This window comes from Comamonadaceae bacterium OTU4NAUVB1, from assembly GCA_024372625.1.
GTDB lineage: Bacteria > Pseudomonadota > Gammaproteobacteria > Burkholderiales > Burkholderiaceae_C > Variovorax.
Genome location: CP099603.1, coordinates 140,458 through 160,956, shown reverse-complemented (window position 1 = coordinate 160,956; position 20,499 = coordinate 140,458). Strand labels below are relative to the sequence as shown.

Annotated in this window: 18 protein-coding genes; all 18 read right to left on the bottom strand. The window is 68.1% G+C overall.

All coding sequences use genetic code 11. The features are described 5' to 3' along the window. Position 1: 1 nt before the first annotated feature. The 18 genes from NF681_00775 to NF681_00690 all read right to left on the bottom strand — a co-directional run bounded on the left by NF681_00775 (position 2) and on the right by NF681_00690 (position 20,498). Positions 2-616, bottom strand: a complete 615-nt coding sequence (locus tag NF681_00775) for a HutD family protein (GenBank protein ID UST52542.1) — start codon at positions 614-616, stop codon at positions 2-4. Further along, on the bottom strand, positions 613-1,281 hold the full coding sequence (locus NF681_00770) for an amino acid ABC transporter permease (protein ID UST52541.1): 669 nt from the start codon (positions 1,279-1,281) through the stop codon (positions 613-615). Before NF681_00770 ends, NF681_00775 begins: the two co-directional genes overlap by 4 nt. A 13-nt stretch (positions 1,282-1,294) precedes the next feature. Next, positions 1,295-2,047 (bottom strand): transporter substrate-binding domain-containing protein, encoded by a 753-nt coding sequence (locus tag NF681_00765; protein ID UST52540.1) that lies wholly within the window; start codon positions 2,045-2,047, stop codon positions 1,295-1,297. A gap of 94 nt (positions 2,048-2,141) precedes the next feature. Then, complete coding sequence (locus tag NF681_00760) at positions 2,142-3,116, bottom strand: tripartite tricarboxylate transporter substrate binding protein (protein UST52539.1); 975 nt, start codon at positions 3,114-3,116, stop codon at positions 2,142-2,144. Next, positions 3,116-3,922: a PhnD/SsuA/transferrin family substrate-binding protein gene (locus NF681_00755; GenBank protein UST52538.1), complete on the bottom strand. Its 807-nt coding sequence runs from the start codon at positions 3,920-3,922 to the stop codon at positions 3,116-3,118. Before NF681_00755 ends, NF681_00760 begins: the two co-directional genes overlap by 1 nt. A gap of 19 nt (positions 3,923-3,941) precedes the next feature. Next, positions 3,942-4,964, bottom strand: coding sequence for an ornithine cyclodeaminase family protein (locus tag NF681_00750; GenBank protein ID UST52537.1), 1,023 nt, complete (start codon positions 4,962-4,964; stop codon positions 3,942-3,944). Positions 4,965-4,969: 5 nt separating this feature from the next. Then, positions 4,970-6,688, bottom strand: coding sequence for a urocanate hydratase (locus tag NF681_00745; GenBank protein ID UST52536.1), 1,719 nt, complete (start codon positions 6,686-6,688; stop codon positions 4,970-4,972). Positions 6,689-6,703: 15 nt separating this feature from the next. Beyond that, the gene (gene hutH / locus NF681_00740) at positions 6,704-8,278 is read right to left on the bottom strand and encodes a histidine ammonia-lyase (GenBank protein ID UST52535.1); all 1,575 of its coding nucleotides are present in this window, start codon (positions 8,276-8,278) and stop codon (positions 6,704-6,706) included. Positions 8,279-8,348: 70 nt separating this feature from the next. Continuing rightward, a complete protein-coding gene (gene hutC, locus NF681_00735; protein UST52534.1) occupies positions 8,349-9,086 on the bottom strand; it encodes a histidine utilization repressor in 738 nt (245 codons plus the stop codon). A 13-nt stretch (positions 9,087-9,099) separates the two neighbouring features. Continuing rightward, positions 9,100-9,900, bottom strand: coding sequence for an ABC transporter ATP-binding protein (locus NF681_00730; GenBank protein ID UST52533.1), 801 nt, complete (start codon positions 9,898-9,900; stop codon positions 9,100-9,102). Further along, complete coding sequence (locus NF681_00725) at positions 9,885-10,658, bottom strand: ABC transporter permease (protein ID UST52532.1); 774 nt, start codon at positions 10,656-10,658, stop codon at positions 9,885-9,887. Before NF681_00725 ends, NF681_00730 begins: the two co-directional genes overlap by 16 nt. A 14-nt stretch (positions 10,659-10,672) precedes the next feature. After that, a complete protein-coding gene (locus NF681_00720; GenBank protein UST52531.1) occupies positions 10,673-11,638 on the bottom strand; it encodes an ABC transporter substrate-binding protein in 966 nt (321 codons plus the stop codon). A 568-nt stretch (positions 11,639-12,206) separates the two neighbouring features. Next, a complete protein-coding gene (gene lpdA, locus NF681_00715) occupies positions 12,207-13,604 on the bottom strand; it encodes a dihydrolipoyl dehydrogenase (protein ID UST52530.1) in 1,398 nt (465 codons plus the stop codon). A 2-nt stretch (positions 13,605-13,606) separates the two neighbouring features. Then, positions 13,607-14,935 carry a 2-oxo acid dehydrogenase subunit E2 gene (locus NF681_00710; GenBank protein ID UST52529.1) on the bottom strand — a complete coding sequence of 443 codons (1,329 nt, stop codon included), beginning with the start codon at positions 14,933-14,935 and terminating at the stop codon, positions 13,607-13,609. Between the two features lie 2 nt (positions 14,936-14,937). Then, positions 14,938-15,942: an alpha-ketoacid dehydrogenase subunit beta gene (locus NF681_00705; protein ID UST52618.1), complete on the bottom strand. Its 1,005-nt coding sequence runs from the start codon at positions 15,940-15,942 to the stop codon at positions 14,938-14,940. A gap of 78 nt (positions 15,943-16,020) precedes the next feature. Next, complete coding sequence (locus NF681_00700; protein UST52528.1) at positions 16,021-17,256, bottom strand: 3-methyl-2-oxobutanoate dehydrogenase (2-methylpropanoyl-transferring) subunit alpha; 1,236 nt, start codon at positions 17,254-17,256, stop codon at positions 16,021-16,023. Between the two features lie 194 nt (positions 17,257-17,450). Then, positions 17,451-18,575 carry an FAD-binding oxidoreductase gene (locus tag NF681_00695; protein UST52527.1) on the bottom strand — a complete coding sequence of 375 codons (1,125 nt, stop codon included), beginning with the start codon at positions 18,573-18,575 and terminating at the stop codon, positions 17,451-17,453. Beyond that, entirely contained in the window at positions 18,576-20,498 is a 1,923-nt protein-coding gene (locus tag NF681_00690; GenBank protein ID UST52526.1) for an ABC transporter permease, read from the bottom strand. It abuts the gene before it with no gap. Position 20,499 lies beyond the last annotated feature (1 nt).

The window sequence follows — 20,499 nt, the reverse complement described above, 5'->3', positions numbered from 1 at the left end:
GTCATCCTGCGGGTTGCGGAACGTCCGTTCCGTGCTCGTTCGGTCGGTGCCGTGGTGTCCAGCGTACCGCCACCAGTTCGGCAGCGTCGTCCCGGGGCGCGAGCGCCCACGCGGTCGGCGTGTCGGCCCACCACAGGCCTTCGCCCGCGGCGAGCGACCGGTCGTCGACGCGCCAGCGTCCATGCAAGGCCATCAGCAGCCCGGCCGGCGCGGCGTCCAGCGTCTGCGCGAGGGTCAGCACCCGCACGTCGGCGGTGCCTTTTGCACGCCGGCTCATCACGTTGAAATCGCTCGACGCGCCACCGAGCACCGTGCAATCGATCGGCACGTCGCCACGGAAGGCGAAGGGCTGGTGCGGCCGGTCGAGCCGGTGCGCGATGCTGCCGTCGGCGGCATGCAACCGCATGCCTTCGCCGTCGAGCAGCATGATCGTGCGGTCCACCCCGCCGAACACCGAGAACGGGCCGCTCGCCCCGATGGTCGCGATGCTCACGCGCCAGTCGAACGTCTCCAGGCCGGCGCCCGGGGGCCAGCTCGCGATCTCGCGCGTGGTGCCGCCGCCGTTCTTCCAGGGCGTGACGGGCAGGGTGTCGCGGTCAAAGCGCCCAACGGTCATCTCAGCAACCCGCCCTGGCGCAGCTTGCGTTCGAAGTGCCGCAGCGTGAGCGTCACCCCGCCGGTCAGCACGAAATACACGGCCGCGATCGCCAGGTACACCTCGAGCGATCGGTACGACACGCTGATGATCTTCTGGCCTTCGTGCATCACGTCGTGGATGGTCAGCAGCGACACCAGGGCCGAGTTCTTGATCAGGGCGATGAACTCGTTGCCCAGCGGCGGGATCATCCGCACCACGGCCTGCGGCAGCACGATCTGCCGCATCGCGACGCCCGGCGTCATGCCCAGGGATTCGGCCGCCAGCGTCTGGCCCCGGTCGATGGACTGGATCGCGCCACGCACGATCTCCGACACATAGGCACCCGAATACACGCCGAGCCCCAGCACGCCGCACAGGAAGGCGGGCAGCAGGATGCCGAAATGCGGCAGCCCGAAGAACAGGATGAACAACTGCACCAGCAGCGGCGTGCCGCGGACCGCCGCGACGTAGGCGGTGCAGAAGCCGTGGCGCCAGCGCCGCTTCGGGTTCAGCCGCCCGATGCCGACCAGCAGGCCGAGCACGCAGCCGAGCGTCAGCGCGCAGGCGGTGATCTGCACCGTGACGAGCGCGCCGCGCAGCAAGTCGGTCCAGCCCGCCCAGACCGGTGTGAAGTCCAGGTCCATCAACGACGCCGGATCACTTCGCCGCGGTGTTGCTGAACCACTTCTTCACGATGGCCGCGTAGGTGCCGTCGGCCTTCAGCCTGGCGAGGGCGACGTTCACCGCCTTCGTCAGTTCGGGCGAGTCCTTGCGGATCGCCATGCCGTAGTCCTCGGTGGTGAGCTGCTCGTCGAGCACCTTCAGGCCGGGGCGCGTGCGCACGTACTGGAAGGCGGCGGGCTTGCCGGTCACCGCCGCGTCGCTGCGGCCGATGGCGACCAGGTTGAACATCTCCTGGTTCTTCTCGACTTCCATCAGCTCGACCTTCGGGTACTTCTCCTTCACGTAGCCGACCGACTTGGTGCCGACCTGCACGCTGACCTTCCTGCCGTTCAGGTCGGCCGGCGACCTGAGCGTCGTGTTGTCGGCCTTGACCATCGCGACCAGGCCGCCGGCGTAGTAGGGCTCGGTGAAGTCGACGACCTTCCTGCGCTCGTCGGTGATGTAGATGGCCGACACGGCCATGTCGAAGCGCCTGGAGATCAGGCCGGGGATGAGGCCCTTGAAGTCGATGTCGACCCACTCGACCCTGCGGCCCATCGCCTTGCCGATGGCCTCGACGAGTTCGACGTCGAAGCCGGTGTGCCTGCCCGCTTCGATGAACTCCATCGGCGGGAAGGTGGCGTCGGTGCCGACGGTGAGAACGGCCTGGGCATGGGCCGCGCCGGTGAAACCGGTGAAGCCGGCAAGGGCGAATGCGGCGACGAGAAGCGCGCGGCGGAAGGTCATGGTGGGTCCTGAGGAATGGTGAGACGAGACGAGACGAGACGAGACGGGCGGTGCGCGGCGAGACGTCGGAGGATGGCAGGCGGCGGGCAGTGCCCTATTCCGGCTTGATGTTCTTCTTCTGGATGACGTCGGCCCAGCGCGCGGTTTCGCTCTGGATGGTGGCGGCCAGCGACTGCGGCGTGCCGCTGCCGGCTTCGAGCCCGAGGCCCGCGAACTTCTCCCGGATGGCCGGCTTGTCCAGCATCTTCAGGCTCTCGGCGTTGAGCCTGTCGACGATGGCTTTCGGCGTGGCGGCCGGCACCATCAGCGCATACCACGACACCGCCTCGAACCGCGGCATGCCCTGTTCGGCGATCGTCGGCACGTCGGGCAGCACGGTCGAACGCTTCGGGCTGGCGACGCCGACGGCGCGCAGCTTGCCGCCCCTGATCAGCGGCAGCACCGAGGACATCTGACCGAACATCATCGTGACCTGGCCGCCGATCACGTCGTTGAGCGCCGGCCCCGTGCCCTTGTACGGCACGTGGATCATGCGCACGCCGCCGTCCAGCGCCATCAGCTCGCCCGCCAGATGCGCCTGGCTGCCGGCACCGGGGGAAGCGAAGCTCACCGTCTCGGGCTTGGCGGCGGCCATCGCGAGCAGGTCCTTCAGGCTCCTGGCCGGCGAGTCGGCGCTGACCACCAGCACGTTCTCGACGGTGGCCAGCATCGCGACGGGCTGCAGCTCCGAGGCCTTGTAGGGCAGGTTGCTGAACAGCGACGGGTTCACCGCGATGTTGCCCGCGGGAACGATGCCGATCGTGTAGCCGTCCGGCGCGGCCTTGGCCACCTGGTCGACGCCGATGTTGCCGGCCGCGCCGACCTTGTTCTCCACCACGAAGGCCTGGCGCCAGGCCTCGCCGAACTCCTGGCCCAGGATGCGGGCCAGCACGTCGACCGGGCCGCCGGGCGCGAACGGCACGATCACGTGCACCGGCTTGGCTGGATAGCTCTGGGCGGAAGCCGAAAACGGGGTGGTCGCGAGCAGCAGCGAAGCGGTCAGGGAGGTGGCCAGCAGGAAGTGCTTCATCAGAGGTCCTCGAAAGGTGGGACGGGGCGTCGGGCCATGGCCGCCAGCACGTCGTAGCCGGCGGGGTCTGGAATGGCGAATCCCGCAAGCAACAAGCGTTCCCTGGCGGGTGCGAGCGCGTCGGACGTGGCCACGTCGCCCAGCGCGTCGCGCAGGCGCTGCAGTTCGGCATCGGTCATCCTCGCGGTCGCGACCAGCGGTGGAATCGGCATCGGCTCGGTGCGCGCGACCACGCGCACCTGCGCGGCGAGCGCGGGTTCGTCGTGGCGCAGCAGGTCGTGGTAGTAGCTGTCGAGCGGACCGACATCGATGCGGCCCGCCGCCAGCGCCTCGATCACGCCGCGCGCGTGGACGAGGTTGCCCACGGTGGCGCGATAGAGCCGCGTGCCCGCTCGTCGGCGGTACGGCGCCAGATGGTCGCGCAAGGCGACGCCGCCCGACATCGAGTCGGCCAGCGTGTGGCCGACCGTGCCGCCGAAGGTGTCCTCCAGCCGCTCGAAGCTCGAGTCCGCACGCACCACGATGTCGGTGAAGTACACCGGCCGGCCGCCATAGCGCGCCGGCGACGGGATCGGTGCGGCCACCAGCGTGGGCCGCGCACCGCGCTGGGCGAAGGGCAGCCCGCACATCATCGCGAGGCCGAGGTCGTCGCGCGCCCACAGCGCCGACAACGGTGCGGGCGGGTCGTGGTCGATCACCTCCCACGCGAGCCCGGCCCGCGCCAGCACCCAGTGCAGCAGCACCTTCCATGCGTCGCGCACGGCCGGCGTGGCCGAGTACATGCGGGCGTTGGCGATCGCGGTCATGGGGCGACGCGGCGGTCGTTCAACGGAATCGCAGCGTCTGGCCGACGCCCATGGCCTTCGCCTTGTCGAGCATCGCGCAACCCAGCGCGATGTCCGACAGCGACAGACCGCGGTGCCAGAACAGGGTGGTCTCGTCGTCGCTCTGGCGGCCGGGTTTCATGCCGGCCACGATCTGGCCGAGCTCGGCGTAGAGCGTGGTCGCCGACAGCTTGCCGCTGTCGACGTGCGCGCGCAGCGCACCGAAGGGGCCGGCCTTGGCCTGGCCCCAGTCGTCCATCACCATCTTGTCCATGATGTCGGTGAGCGACAGCTCGACCGCGCTGTTGGTGCCGTAGGGAATGACGCAGGCGCCCTTCTTGATCCATTCGGTCTTGAGCATCGGCGCGGGCTTCTCGAGGCGCGATGCCTCGACCACGATGTCGGCGCCGCGCACGCAGCTTTCCCAGTCCTCGGTCACCGTGATCCTCACGCCCAGGTCCTGCTCGAGCCTGGCGGCGAAGGCGTCGCGGCTTTCCTTGCGGCGCGAGTGCACGCGGATCTCGTCGAAGTGGAAGATCGACTGCAGCAGGCGCACGTTCCAGTAGGCCGTGCCGCGCGCGCCGATGTGGCCGAGCACCTTCGAATCCTTGCGCGCCAGGTGCTTGGCGCCGATGGCCGTCACCGCGCCGGTGCGCATGTCGGTGATGTCGGACGCATCGATGATCGCGACCGGGGTGCCGTTCTTCGGGTTGAAGAGGTTGAGGATGGCGAGTTCCGACGGCAGGCCGATCTCGTAGTTGCGATAGAAGTCGCCCACCACCTTCACGCCCGCCACGCCCTGGTCACCGAGGGTGCGGATGTAGCCGCGCAGCACGTTGAAGTGGCCGGGATAGTCCTTCTCGGGCACCAGGTGCATGCGCGGCTCGATGGTCGCCTCGCCGCGCGCCTGCGCGACCAGGCCCTGCTCGACGGCCGCGATGATCTCGGCATCGGTCATCGCCAGCTTCTGGACGTCGGGGTGGTTGAGGTACTGGAGATGGATCTCCGCGGTCGAATCGGACATGGGCTTCAGCCTTCGTTGATCATGGGCAGGTTGAGGGCGTGCTTCCTGGCGGTCGCGACGGCGATGTCGTAGCCCGCGTCGGCGTGGCGCATCACGCCGCTGGCCGGGTCGTTCCACAGCACGTTGCCGATGCGCCTGGCGGCGGCGTCGGTGCCGTCGCACACGATCACCATGCCCGCGTGCTGCGAATAACCCATGCCGACGCCGCCACCGTGGTGGAGGCTGACCCAGGTGGCGCCACCGGCGGTATTGAGCAGCGCGTTGAGCAGCGGCCAGTCGCTGACGGCATCGGTGCCGTCCTTCATGCTTTCCGTCTCGCGGTTCGGGCTGGCGACCGAGCCGGTGTCGAGGTGGTCGCGGCCGATGACGATGGGCGCCTTCAGCTCGCCGGTCTTCACCATCTCGTTGAAGGCCAGGCCGGCCTTGTGGCGTTCCCCCAGGCCCAGCCAGCAGATGCGCGCGGGCAGGCCCTGGAAGGCGATGCGCTCGCGCGCCATGTCGAGCCAGCGGTGCGTGTGCCTGTTCTCCGGGAACAGTTCCTTGATCTTCGCGTCGGTCCTGTAGATGTCCTCCGGGTCGCCCGAGAGCGCGACCCAGCGGAACGGGCCCTTGCCCTCGCAGAACAGCGGGCGGATGTACGCGGGCACGAAGCCGGGGAAGTCGAAGGCGTTCTTCACGCCTTCGTCGAACGCCACCTGGCGGATGTTGTTGCCGTAGTCGACCGTGGGCACGCCCATGGCCTGGAAGTCGAGCATGGCCTGCACGTGCAGCACGCAGGACCTGGCGGCCGCCGCCGTGAGCGTGGCGTGCTGCGACGCGTCCTTCATGGCGGCCTGCCACTGCGGCACCGTCCAGCCCACCGGCAGATAGCCGTGGACGAGGTCGTGCGCGGAGGTCTGGTCGGTCACCAGGTCGGGGCGGATCGCGGTGCCGGCCTTCGCACGCCTGGCGAGTTCGGGCACGATCTCCGCGGCGTTGCCGAGCAGCGCGATCGACACGGCTTCCTTCCTGGCCGTGTGGTGCGCGACGAGCGCCAGCGCATCGTCGAGGTCCTTGGCCTGCTTGTCGACATAGCGCGTGCGCAGCCGGAAGTCGATGCTCGACTGCTGGCATTCGATGGCCAGGACGCAGGCGCCGGCCAGCACGCCCGCCAACGGCTGCGCGCCACCCATGCCGCCGAGGCCGGCGGTGAGGATCCACCGACCCGCGAGATCGTTGCCGTAATGCTGGCGGCCCGCTTCGACGAAGGTCTCGAAGGTGCCCTGCACGATGCCCTGCGCGCCGATGTAGATCCAGCTGCCCGCCGTCATCTGGCCGTACATGAAGAGGCCCGCGCGGTCGAGTTCGTTGAACTTTTCCCAGGTCGCCCACTTGGGCACCAGGTTCGAATTGGCGATGAGCACGCGCGGCGCGTCGGCGTGCGTCCTGAACACGCCGACGGGTTTGCCCGACTGGATGAGCAGCGACTCGTCGTCTTCCAGCACCTTGAGCGATTCGAGGATCTGGTCGTAGCAGGCCCAGTTGCGCGCGGCACGGCCGATGCCGCCGTACACCACCAGGTCCTGCGGGCGCTCGGCGACTTCGGCGTCGAGGTTGTTCTGCAGCATGCGGAACGGCGCCTCGGTGAGCCAGCTCTTGCAGGTGAGTTCGCTGCCACGCGGCGCGCGGATGACGCGGGTGGGATCGTGGCGGGGATCGGCGTTGATTCTCTCGGGAGCGTTCATGGCGCTGGGGTCCTTTCAATGGCTGGGCAGGAGGTGCAGCAGGACGTCGGGCAAGTCGGCCGCGAGGGCCCACTGCCGCATGGCCTGGATGTCGGGTGCGAGGTAGCGGTCGCGTTCGAGAAAGGCGACCCGGCTTCGGATGGTGGCCAGCTCGGCTTCGACCAATGGCGAGCTTTTCGGCAACGCGGTCGGCCCGCGCCTGAGTTCGATGCCTTGCGCCGCGCACAGGGCCTCGATGCCGACGACCACCGCCGTGTTGTCGACCATGTCGCCGAGCCGACGCGCGGCGAAGGTCGCCATCGACACGTGGTCTTCCTGGTTGGCCGACGTGGGCAGGCTGTCGACGCTGGCCGGGTGCGCGAGCGACTTGTTCTCCGATGCCAGTGCCGCGGCCGTCACCTGCGCGATCATGAAGCCGGAGTTGAGTCCGCCGTCGCGCACGAGGAACGGCGGCAGGCCCGACAGGCCGGTGTCCAGCAGCAGCGCGATGCGGCGCTCCGCGATGGCGCCGGTCTCGGCGATGGCGAGGGCGAGGATGTCGGCCGCGAACGCCACCGGTTCGGCATGGAAGTTGCCGCCCGAGATCACGTCGCCGGTGTCGGTGAAGACCAGCGGATTGTCCGAGGCGGCGTTGGCCTCGATGACCAGCACGCGCGCGGCGTGCGTCACGTTGTCCAGGCAGGCGCCCATCACCTGCGGAATGCAGCGCACCGAGTACGGGTCCTGCACACGGCCGCAGTCGGCGTGCGACGGCACGATGTCGCTGCCGTCGAGCAGCGCGCGCACGGCGGCCGCGACGGCGATCTGCCCCGGCTGCCCGCGTGCGGCATGGATGCGGGCGTCGAACGGCTTGATCGACCCCTGGATCGCCTCGAGCGACATTGCACCCGACATCAACGCGGCGGCGAGGACGCGCTCGGCACCGAAGAGGCCGGCGAACGCCAGCGCGGTCGACACCTGCGTGCCGTTGAGCAGTGCCAGGCCTTCCTTCGGCCCCAGCACGAACGGTTCGAGGCCGATGCTGCGCATGGCTTCGGCACCGCCGACGACGCGGCCGCCCATCGATGCGGGCAGGGTCGCCTCGCCCTCGCCGATGAGCACGCAGGCCAGGTGCGCGAGCGGCGCGAGGTCGCCCGACGCGCCGACCGAGCCCTTGGCCGGAATGCGCGGGAGCACGCCGGCATTGAACAGCGCGAGCAGGGCATCGACCAGTTCCGGGCGGACGCCCGAATGCCCGCGCGCCAGGCTCACGGCCTTGGTGGCCAGCACCAGCCGCACCACCGGCGCCGCCAGCGGCTCCCCGGTGCCCACGCCGTGCGAGCGCACCAGGTTGCGCTGCAGGTCCGCCAGATGGTCGTTGCCGATGCGCGTGCTCGCCAGCTTGCCGAAGCCGGTGTTGATGCCGTAGACGACGGCGTCGGTGTCGACGATGCGCTGCACCGCCAATTGCGAGGCCCGCATGCCGGCGACGGCCGACGGGTCGAGCGACAAGGTCACGCCACCCGCGTGGATGGCGCGCAGCAGCGGGAGGTCGACGGCGCCCGGCGTGAGCATCCTGGCGGCGGAGGGTGCGTGGTGGAGACCGGTCATGTGGCTTGTCTATACAGGTCGTTTTCGGCGTGGGCGCAGAGGTGAGCGAGGTGGCTGGGCACGGGCGAGTTCAGCCGAAGCTGGGATTGCCGTCGGCGCGGAAGCGGCTGCCCAGGCGGTAGCGGGACGCCGGATGCAGGCAGCGCACCCAGGTGACCGGGGTGGTCCGCGTCCAGGTGCGACGCGTCAGCAGGAGGCAGGGCTCGGCCGCCGGCATCGCCAGCCGCTCGGCCTGTTCGGCCGTGGGCAGTACCGCGTCCACCAGGTGCTCGATCTGGTCGAACGGCACGTGGCGCACCAGGTATTCGCTGGGCGGCGTCGCCTCGAAGTCCTGGTCGAGGTAGGCCGGCACCACGGCCGGGTTCACGTAGCGCTCCTCGAGCTGAACCGGGGTCTCGTTCTCGAGGTGCAGGCACACGCTGTGGAACACCGATTCGCCCGCGCGCAGGTCGAGCCAGGCCGCCACGTCGGGCGATGCGGCGCAGCGTTCGACCGCCAGCATCCGGCATCGGTAGTCGTGCCCGCGCTGGCGGATCTCGCTGGCGATGTTGGCGATCTGCAGCAGGGTCGACTGCGGCTTGTCCTCGGCGACGAAGCTGCCGACACCGGCCACGCGGGTGATGCGGCCCTGCTCGACCAGATCGCGCAGCGCGCGATTCACCGTCATGCGGGCCACGCCGAACTGCGCGACCAGCTCGTGCTCCGACGGCAGGCGATGGCCGGCCGGCCAGGTGCCGTCCTGGATCCTGCGAGAGATGAATTCCTTCACCTGCGCGTAGAGGGCGAGCGCCGGCAGATCGCGTTTCATGGCGCTCGACGTCTCAGTGCTCGGCCGACGCCATCGACTCGGCGCGGATCTCTTCGGTCAGGCGCGCCTTGATCGCCATGAATTCGGGCGAGGTCTTGATCGTGTAGTGCCGCGGATGCGGGAAGTCCACCACGATCTCGGCCTTGATGCGGCCCGGTCGCGCGCTGAAGACCGCCACGCGGTTGGCCATGAAGATGGCTTCGTCGATGTCGTGCGTGACGAACAGCACGGTCTTCTGCGCCGACTCCCAGATGCCCAGCAGCAGTTCCTGCATCAGCACGCGGGTCTGGTTGTCGAGCGCGCCGAAGGGCTCGTCGAGCAGCAGCATCTTCGGGTCGTTGGCGAGCGCGCGCGCGATGGCCGTGCGTTGCTGCATCCCGCCCGACAGCTGCTTGGGAAAATGATGCTCGAAGCCGCGCAGACCCACCTTGGCGATGAAGAAGTCGCTGCGCTCCTTCTGCTCGGCCTCGCTCATGCCGCGCTCGCGCAGGCCGAAGCGGATGTTCTGCGCGATGGTGAGCCACGGGAACAGCGTGTAGCTCTGGAACACCACGCCGCGGTCGGCGCCCGGGCCCGCGACGCGTTCCCCGTCGAGCAGCACCTGGCCGGTCGTCGGGAAATCGAGGCCGGCGACGATGCGCAGCAGGGTCGACTTGCCGCAGCCCGACGGACCGAGGATGGTGACGAAGTCGTTTTCGCGGACCTCGAAATCGATCGGCTGGAGCGCCTGCGTGCGCTGGCCCCTGGTGCCCTCGAACACGCGCGACACACCCTGGATGGAAAGCTGGTTGCGCGACATCAGAGCGTGCTCCATGCGAAGAGCCTGCGGTTGAGCGCCTTGAAGGCGAAGTCCGAGACGAGGCCGATGATGCCGATCACGATGATCCCGAAGATGATCTGGCCGGTGTTGAGCAGCGCCTGGCTGTCGGTGATCATGTGGCCGATGCCCGACGAGGAGCCGATGAGTTCGGCCACGATCACGTAGGTCCAGGCCCAGCCGAGCACCAGGCGCAGCGTCTCGGCGATGCCCGGCGCCGCCCCCGGGATGAGCACGCGCCTGACGATGCCGCCGCTGTCCGCGCCCAGCGTGTACGCGGCCTCGACCAGGTCCTTGCGTGCGCCGCCGACGATGACCGCGACCATCAGGATGATCTGGAACACCGAGCCGATGAAGATGACCAGCAGCTTCTGCGTCTCGCCGATGCCGGCCCACAGGATCAGCAGCGGAATGAAGGCCGACGCCGGCAGGTAGCGGCAGAAGGACACGAAGGGCTCGAGGAAGGCTTCGACCGGCTTGTAGGCGCCCATCGCGATGCCCAGCGGCACGGCCACGACGGTCGCGAGCACGAAGCCGCCCAGCACCCGCCACACCGTCATGCCGATGTCGTGGAGGAAGTTGTACTCGGTGAACAGCAGCCAGGCTTCCTTCACCATCGTGACGGGGCTCGCCAGGAAGGTCGGCGACACGAAGCCGCCGAGCGTGAAGAAGGCCCACACCGCGACGAACAGCACGAAGAAGCCGACGCCGAGCACCCAGCGCGCACGCGCGCTCACCGGCTCGAGCGGGGCCATCGGGGCGAGCCCCATCACTTGATGTAGCTGGCGTCGAAGGTCGCGGCCAGGTTGTCCGGCGCCTTGCGGATCACGCCGGCTTCCAGCAGGATTTTCTCGGCGTCCTTCATGAAGGCCGTGAGTTCACCGGCGAAGAACTTCTGGTTGGCGGCCTTGTCCTGCCAGCGCAGGTAGGCCGACGACTTGGCGAACTGCTCGCCGGTCTGCTTGACGGCCGCACCCATGATCTCGTTGGCCTTGGCGGGCTCGTTCTTGATCATCTCCAGCGCCTCGAAATACGAGTTGGTTAGCGCCTGGGCCGCCTTGGCGTTGGCCTTGAGCCAAGTCGGCGCGCAGCCGACCGTGTCCATGACCATCGGGTAGTCGAGCGTGGTCGCCAGGATCCTGCCGGACTCGGGCGCGTTGCGCACGCTGGACAGGTAGGGTTCGTAGGTCATGGCGGCGTCGTTCTGGCCGGCGATGAAGGCCTGCGCGGCGGCCTGGGGCGACAGCGTGGTGGTCTTCACGTCCTTCAGCGTCATGCCGTTCTTGCTGAGCATCCAGGCCAGACCGAAATACGGCGCCGTGCCGGGCGCATCGACGCCGATGGTCTTGCCCTTGAGATCGGCGAAGCCCTTGATGTCGCCGCGCACCGCGATGCCGTCGGCGCCGTAGGATTTGTCCAGCTGGAAGATCTGGACGATCGGGACGCCGTTGGCGTTCCATGCCACATGCGTCTCCACGGTGGTGGCCGCGCACTGGATGGCTTCGGCCGCCAGCGCCAGATGACGGTCCTTCTGCGGAATCATCTTGATTTCGACGGCCAGGCCGTTCTTCTTGAAGATGCCGGCCTTGTCGGCGAGCGTGAGCGGCGCGAAGCCGGTCCAGCCGGACATGCCGAGCACGAGCTTGGTGTCCTGTGCGGAAGCCGTGGTGGCCAGGCCGGCCGCACACAGGCCGGCTGCGAGCAGCGAAGTGACTTTGACGACCATCTTGACCATGGGTACTCCGTGGATTCCGTTCGTGATGAAAAAGCAGGGCTCGCCGACGCCGAGCACATGCGCACCGACCGACGTGGGCCGGATTGTGGTCGGGCGCCCCAACTTGTATATACAGGGTTACCCCTGCGCGCGCTCGAGGTGCATGCTTCGACGGCGAATGCACCAAATTGCTGTCTATACAGTCGAGGTCGTCCGACCGGTGACCTGTTGCAAAGCGCGTGCCAGTGACAAGGCCGGGCGGTCGGACCCCCTGGCGGATCGTGCTCCGACACCCTCCCCCACGCCGCCGGAAACCGGGTCGGTGCGGCGCTCGCCGACAGCCTCCGCGAGGTGCTCGGCTGCCGACAATCCCGAAGTGCGCGGGGTGTCCATTCCCGACCCCTTGCTCGGCGGTGGCGGCACGCCGAGTCGGATACCGACCGGCGGCGGCAGATCGCTGTGCTCTCGGCACCCGTTTTTTCGATGGAAACGCGTTTGTCGGTCCGCAGCGCATCGGCCATTCTTCATGATCGTCGCCGCCTGGATCCGTGCACGCCATGGTTGCGAGTGCGACCCGGCCCGCACTGCCTCAAACGTGTACCGCATCGCCCAGCCCACGCAAGGCGGCTTCCTGCAGCGCCTCGCCCAGCGTTGGATGCGCATGGACGATCGCGCCGATGTCCTCGAGCTGCGCACCCATCTCGATCGAATACGTGAACGCCGCCGCGAGCTCCGACACGCCGACGCCGACGGCCTGCCAGCCGATCACCCGGTGGTTATCCTGGCGAGCCACCACCCGGACGAAGCCCTCGCCGCCTTCCATCGTCAACGACCGGCCGTTTGCGGCGAAAGGGAAGACGGTCGTGATGGTCTGAATGCCCGATTGCAATGCCTGGCCCGACGTCTGGCCGACCGCGACCACTTCGGGATCGGTGAAGCACACCGCCGGGATGGCCAGGGGCGCAGAACTGCGTTTTTGCCCGGCCACGCAGCGCGCCGCCACCTCACCCTGCGCCATGGCACGGTGCGCCAGCATGGGTTCACCCGTGAGGTCGCCGATGGCCCAGACGTTGCGCATCGACGTGCGGCACCGGGCATCGACCTTCACCGCGCGCCCCTGCATCTCCAGTTGCAGGGATTCGAGCCCCGCGGTGCGTGGACGACGTCCCGCGGCCACCAGCACGTGATCGGCGGGCAGCACCAGATCGTCGGCCTGGCGGCTGCGCACCCGCAAGCCGTCGCCCGGCTCGTTCATGCCTTCGGCGGTACAGCCCAGGTGCACGACGACCCCCATGCGCTGGAGCGACGCCATGACGGGCCGGCCGAGGTCTTCGTCGTAGCCGGGCAGGATGCGGTCCGCAACGTCGACGATGGTCACCTCGGCGCCCAGCTTGCGCCAGGCCATGCCCAGTTCCAGCCCGATGTATCCGGCACCGACCACCACCAGATGGCGCGGCACTTCGGTGAGCGCGAGCGCACCGGTCGACGAGATCACCCGGCCGCCGAACGGCAACTGGGGCAGCGCGATCGGCTCGGAACCCGTGGCCAGCAGCAGGTGTTCGCATTGCATGCGGAGCGGCTCGTCGTCCTCGACCGCGACATCGACGGTCTTGCCATCGACCACCTTCGCCCAGCCCTGGACGTACTGCACGCCCGCCTTGCGAAGCAACGCCGCGACGCCGCCGGTCAGTTTCGACACCACGCCCTCCTTCCACGCCTGCGTGAGGTGCAGGTCGATCGACGCCGATCCGGCCTTGATGCCGAGCGGCGAGACCGCCGTGGCCCGCCGGACATCGTCGAACGCCTCCGCCGCATGAATGAGCGCCTTCGAGGGGATGCAGCCGATGTTCAGGCAGGTGCCGCCCGGCGCCTCGCCTTCGACCAGCGTCGTCGCGATGCCCAGTCGCGCAGCGCGGATGGCCGCCACGTAGCCGCCTGGGCCGCCGCCGATGATCAGCAGCGTCGTCGTCTTGAATCTCGTCGTCATCCTCACTCCACGAAAAGCAGGGCCGGGGTTTCGAGCAGGGCCCGGATCGCCTGGATGAACAGTGCCGCGTCCATGCCGTCGACCACCCGATGGTCGAACGACGACGAGAGGTTCATCAATTTGCGCGCGACCACGACGCCGCCACGGAACACCGGGCGTTCGACGATGCGGTTGACGCCGATGATGGCCACCTCCGGATGGTTGATCACGGGTGTCGTGACGATGCCGCCGAGCGGCCCGAGGCTGCTGATGGTGAGGGTGGAGCCGGACAGGTCGTCGCGACCCGACTTCCCGGCACGTCCGGCTTCGGCGAGCCGCGCGATCTCGCTGCTGCAGGCCCAGGGGTCCAGCGATTCCGCATGACGCACCACCGGCACCAGCAGCCCGGCATCGGTCTGGGTCGCGATGCCCAGATGCACGGGCTTGTAGCGCACGACCACGCCCGCGTCGTCGTCGAAGCGGGCGTTCATCTGCGGGAAATCGCGCAGCGCGATCACCACGGCGCGCGCCAGCAGCGGCAGCAGCGTGAGCTTGCCGCGCTTCGCGCCGTAGCGCTCGTTGAGCGTGCCGCGCAGCAGCTCGATGTCGGTCACGTCGATCTCCTCGACGTAGCTGAAATGCGGAATGCGGCGCTTGGCCTCCTGCATCTTCTGCGCGATCTTGCGGCGCAGGCCGATCACCGGATGCGACTCCTCGCCGTGCAGTCGCTCATGACCACTGGCGCGGGCGCTCGTGCGCGGCTGGCTGGCCGCCAGCAGGTGGACATCGAGGTCGTCCTGCGTGATGCGTCCGGCCGGCCCGCTGCCGTGAACGAACTGCAGTTCGATGCCGAGTTCGCGGGCACGCTGGCGCACCGCGGGCGAGGCGAACGGCTTGCCGTCCGACGCGCGCATGGGCATGGGCGCTGCAACCGACGGCGCCGGTTGCAGCCACGGGGTTTGCGCGGCAGGCGCCTTCGCAGGGGGCGCCACCGGCGCCGCAGCCTCGGGCGGCGCCCGTGGCACGGCCACGCGCGCGGGAGTGGCAACGGCCGCCGGCGCGGGGGGCGTGCTGGCCGCGGGCACTGAACCCGACTGCACGTTGCCGGCGCCCGCGACGTCGAGCCGTATCAGCTCGCTGCCCACGGCCATGACCGCACCGGTCTTCGCACCCAGCGACACCACCGTGCCCGCGACGGGCGACGGAATCTCGACCGTGGCTTTGTCCGTCATCACGTCAGCCAGCGTCTGGTCCTCGACAACGGCATCGCCCGGCTTCACGTGCCAGACCACCAGTTCGACCTCGGCGATGCCTTCGCCGATGTCGGGCATCTTGATCGCGTACTGTCCCATGGTCATGCCTCCATCGCGCGCTGGAAGGCGGCGCCGACGCGACCGGGTCCAGGGAAATACGCCCACTCCTGTGCATGCGGGTACGGTGTGTCCCAGCCCGCCACCCGCTCGATCGGCGCTTCCAGCTGATAGAAGCAGTGCTCCTGCACCAGGGCGGAGAGTTCGGCACCGAAGCCGCTGGTCCTGGTCGCCTCGTGGACGATCACGCACCGGCCGGTCTTCTGCACCGACTGCACGATGGTGTCGAGGTCCAGCGGCCAGATCGAGCGGAGGTCGATGATCTCGGCGTCGATGCCGGTCTCGCGCGCCGCGCATTCAGCCACCCAGGTCATCGTGCCGTAGGTCAGCACCGTCAGCTGCCCACCTGGGCGGAACACCTTCGCCGACTCGAGCGGCACGGTGTAGTAGCCGTCCGGCACGTCGCCAAGCGCATGCTTGGACCACGGCACCACGGGCTGGTCGTGATGGCCGTCGAACGGGCCGTTGTAGAGCCGCTTGGGCTCCAGGAAGATCACCGGGTCGTTGCACTCGATCGCGGAGATCAGCAGGCCTTTGGCGTCGTACGGATTGCTCGGCACGACGGTGCGCAGGCCACAGACGTGGGTGAACATCGCCTCGGGACTCTGGCTGTGGGTCTGCCCGCCATAGATGCCGCCGCCGCAGGGCATGCGGATCACCATCGGGCAGGTGAAGTCGCCCGCCGACCGATGCCGGAGCCGCGCCGCCTCCGACACGATCTGGTCGGCGGCCGGATAGAAATAATCGGCGAACTGGATCTCGGTCACCGGGCGCAGGCCGTAGGCGCCCATGCCGACGGCCACGCCCACGATGCCGCCTTCGCTGATCGGCGTGTCGAAGCAGCGGGTCTTGCCGTACTTGGCCTGCAAGCCCTCGGTGACGCGGAACACGCCGCCGAAGTAGCCGACGTCCTGTCCGAAGACGATCACGTCGGGGTCGCGCGCCATCATCACGTCCAGCGCCGAACGCAGCGCCTGGATCATGGTCATCGGCTTGGTGGCGTCGGCCGTGGCGGTAGTGGTGGCGTCGACATCAGCGCCGTGGTTTTCAAGCAGTGCGGACATCGGTCAGATCCCCAGTTCCTGGCGTTGCCGGCGCAGGTGCGGCGGCATGGTTTCGTAGACGTCCTCGAAGATCGTGGCGGCGCTGGCGCTGCGGCCGTCGAGCAGGGTGCCGTGGCGCTCGGCCTCCTTCTGCGCTGCTGCGACTTCGGCTTCGAGCTCTTTGTGGACCTGCTCGTGCTCCTGGTCCGACCAGACGCCCAGGTTCACGAGATGGCGCTTGAGCCGTTCGATCGGATCGCCGAGCGGAAACCGTGCCCAGTCGTCGGCCGGGCGGTACTTCGACGGGTCGTCGGACGTCGAATGACCCCCGGCCCGGTACGTCACCCATTCGATCAGCGTGGGGCCGGCGTTCGAGCGTGCGCGCTCCGCGGCCCAACGGGTGGCTGCGTAGACCGCGAGGAAATCATTCCCGTCCACGCGCAGCGACGCGATGCCGCAGCCCACGCCGCGCTGCGCGAACGTGGTGGACTCCCCGCCGGCGATGGCCTGGAAGGTGGAGATCGCCCACTGGTTGTTGACCACGTTCAGGATCACCGGCGCGCGGTAGACATGGGCAAAGGTGAGCGCGGTATGGAAATCGGCCTCGGCCGTGGCGCCGTCGCCGATCCAGCCCGACGCGATGCGTGTATCGCCCTTGATCGCCGAGGCCATCGCCCAACCGACGGCCTGCGGAAACTGGGTCGCCAGGTTGCCGGAGATGGTGAAGAAGTCGGCGCGCTTGCTCGAATAGAACACCGGCAGCTGGCGCCCTTTCATGGGGTCGCCTTCGTTGCTCATGAGCTGGCACATCATCTCGGTCATCGACACGTCATCGCGACCCAGCAGCAGCCCCTGCTGCCGGTAGGTCGGAAAGCACATGTCGCCCTTCTGCAGCGCAGCGCCGTGCGCGACGGCAATGGCCTCTTCGCCGAAGCACTGCATGTAGAACGAGGTCTTGCGCTGGCGCTGCGCCAGCGTCATGCGCAGGTCGAAGATGCGCGTCTTCATCATGGAGCGCAGGCCCTTGCGCAACAGCGTGCCGTCGACATCGGGCGTCCACGGGCCGACCGCATGCCCTTCACGATCGAGCACGCCGATCAGCGAGTCCGCGAGATCGCTCGTCTCGGCGGGAAGCGCATCGACCGGCGGTTTGCGCACGGTGCCCGCGCTGGAGAGTTGCAGATAGGAAAAGTCGGTGGCACAGCCAGGGCGCGCTGAGGGCTCTGGCACATGCAGCCGCAGGGCTGGACGCGCATTCATGATGGACTCCGCACGCGGTAGCGTGTTTGGATGGAAACAAACGCCACTGCCGGATAGGCAACGGGTTCAGTCGCAGCGTTGGTAGACGCGGCCGAAAGACTTTAAATTGGACTCCCGGGATGCCACACAGGGTTTTACCCACGACGCGGCTTCGAGGCTCTCCGGACCCGACGTGGTTGTGCAGCCGGGCCGGGTCAGCGCAGGCGGCGTGGCAGAAGCGCTTCGGCCACGACGCCATGCGCCGCCAGGTGTTGCGGCACGTCCTGTCCCAACACCGAGGCTGCCGCCAGTGCCGCCGCCGCCGATGCCGTCTGGATCCCGTAGCCGCCTTGCGCCGCCGCCCAGACGAAAGCCGGGCACCTGTCGTCCGCACCGATCACCAGGTCCCCATCAGCGACGAAGGAGCGCAGCCCGGCCCACACGTGCCTCGGCCGTCGAATCTGCAGCGTGGTGACTTCCTCGATGAAGTGAATGCCGGTGGCGACATCGAGTTCTTCGGGCTGGATGTCCTGGGGATCGACCGGATCCGCGTTCGCCGGTGACCCGAGGAGCTGGCCTGCATCGGGCTTGAAATAGTAGGTCTCGTCGACCCCGACGATGGCGGGCCAGCGGGCGATGTCCACGTCGGCTGGGGGCTCGAAGGTGAAGGCCGTGCGACGCTTCGGCTGCAACCCGACCGGCGGCACGCCGCAGCGGGAGGCCACCACATCGGCCCAGGCACCAGCCGCGTTCACGAGCTTGCCGGCCGACAAGCCACGTCCATCGGCCAGCGTGATCGTCCATTGACCGGACCCGAAGGCCGCCGACGACAGCGTCGCGCCGCTCAGCAGTTGGCCTCCGTTGCCACGGAACCCGCGCAGGTAACCCTGATGCAGGGCATGCACGTCGATGTCCATCGCATCCGCTTCGTACACGGCGCCGCAGATGAGATCGGCCCGCAGGACGGAGCAACGCTCGACCACCTGCGAGGTGGACAGCAACACGACATTCGGAGATGACGCGAGTGCGAACGCCAGTGCGTCCTCCAATTCCCGCTCCTGTCCGTGCTTGGCCACGTGCATCACCCCGCGTGGCGAAAGGATCGGATGCTCCGTAAAGCCTTCGGGCGGATTCTCGTAGAACGCGCGGCTGGCACGGGTGAGCGCGCGGATCATCGGCGTGCCGTAGGTCTCCATGAAGAGCGCCGCCGAGCGACCGGTGGCGTGGTAGCCGGGTTGCGCCTCCATCTCCAGCAGCGCGACGCGCGCGTGCCGCGAGAGCTGCCAAGCCAGGGACGAACCGGCGATTCCCGCACCCACAATGACGATGTCGAACTGCATTCAACGCTCCTGGTACGCCTGCGCCGGGAACGCGACGGTTTCGCTTTCCGCCTCGGGCGTTTGCCGCTTGGCACCCGCGAAGGCCCTCGCGAATGTCCCCGCGATTCCTGCCCGGAAGGAAAGAACGACAACGAAGAACACCACGCCCTGGACCACGGTCACCCAGTCCTGCAGCCCGGCCATGTACGTCTCCATTCCGATCAGTGTCAACGCACCGAGGACCGGACCGGTGATGGTGCCCAAGCCACCCACCAGCGTCATGAGGACAAACTCGCCGGACATCTGCCACGTGGCGTCGGTGAGCGTGGCGATCTGCACCGCGATGGCTTTGGTAGCTCCAGCCAGGCCTGTCACACCGGCCGAGAACACGAACACAGCGAGCTTGTAGCGGTTGACGTCGTAGCCCAGGGACACGGCGCGCGGCTCGCTGTCGCGGATGGCCGAGATGATGCGGCCGACCGGCGAATGCACCAGTCTCGCGATCGTCAGGATGCAGGCGACGGAAATCGACAACACGAAGAAGTATGTCGAGATGTCGCTCTTGAGGTCCCATACGCCGAAGGCGACCCCGCGGGGAATGTTCTGCAGCCCGTCCTCGCCATTGGTGAAGGGTGCCTGAACGCAGAAGAAGTACACCATCTGTGCGAGCGCCAAGGTGGACATCGCAAAGTAGATGCCCTGCAGCCGGATGGCGATCACGCCAACGATGCTGCCCAGCGCGACCGAGGAGACAGTACCGGCAAGAATGGCCCACTGTGGCGCCATGCCGAGGACCGTGGCCACGTGCCCGGACACATAGGCCGAGAAGCCGAAGAACATGGCATGTCCGAAAGACAGCACTCCCATGTAGCCGAGCAGCAGATTGACGGCACTGGCGGCGACCGCGAAGCACAGCACCTTGATGAGAAACACGGGGTAGACAAAAAACGGTGCTGCTACCAGGGCGACGACCGACATTGCGAGCACCACCCATGTCCAGGGCCCGCTGTGCGCCCTTGCCGACGACGCCGAGCCGGTTATGGCACTCGAGAATTTCTGCGTGATGACGCCCTTGCCGAAGAGGCCTTCAGGCTTGATCAGCAACACGGCGGCCATGATGATGAACACGACCGTGTCGGCCAGCGGCGCGTAGAACACCTTCATCAATCCTTCGGACAGGCCGAGCAGATAGCCCGTGATGATCGCGCCCTTGATCGAGCCCATGCCGCCGATCACCACGACGGCGAAGATCACGACGATGAGATTGGACCCCATGGCAGGGCTGACGTTGTAGATCGGCGCGGCGAAAACCCCTGCCAGGCCTGCGAGGCCCACGCCGAAGCCGTAGGCCAGCGTCACCATCAGCGGCACGTTGATGCCGAAGCCGCGCACGAGGTCGGGACGTTCCATGGCGGCACGCAGGTAGGCGCCGAGCTTGGTCCGCTCGATCATGAACCAGGCGCCCAGGCACACCGCGAACGAAGCGAATAGCGCCCAGAGCCGGTAGTACGGCATGTAGCCCAGCTGCGTGCGAAAGCCGCCCGGTATCGGGTTCTCGTACGGCAGGCCCGCGGCGCCGAAACTCTTGCGGTAGAGACCTTCGATGATCAGCGTGACGCCGAAGGTCAGGAGCAGTCCGTACGTATGGTCCAGGTGGTAGATGCGGCGCACGAAAAGCCGCTCCATCAGCATGCCGCTCGCGCCGACCGCGATCGGCGCCAGCACGAGGGCGAACCAGTAGTTGATGCCGGCCCACTGCAGCAGCATCCAGGCCGCGAACGCACCCATCATGTACTGCGCGCCGTGCGTGAAATTCACGACGTTCAGCAAGCCGAAGATGATCGCCAAGCCCAGGCTCATCATCGCGTAGAACGAGCCGTTAATCAGTCCCAGCAAGACCTGCCCGACGAGCGCTTGGGGCGATAGGCCCAGGATTTCAAACATG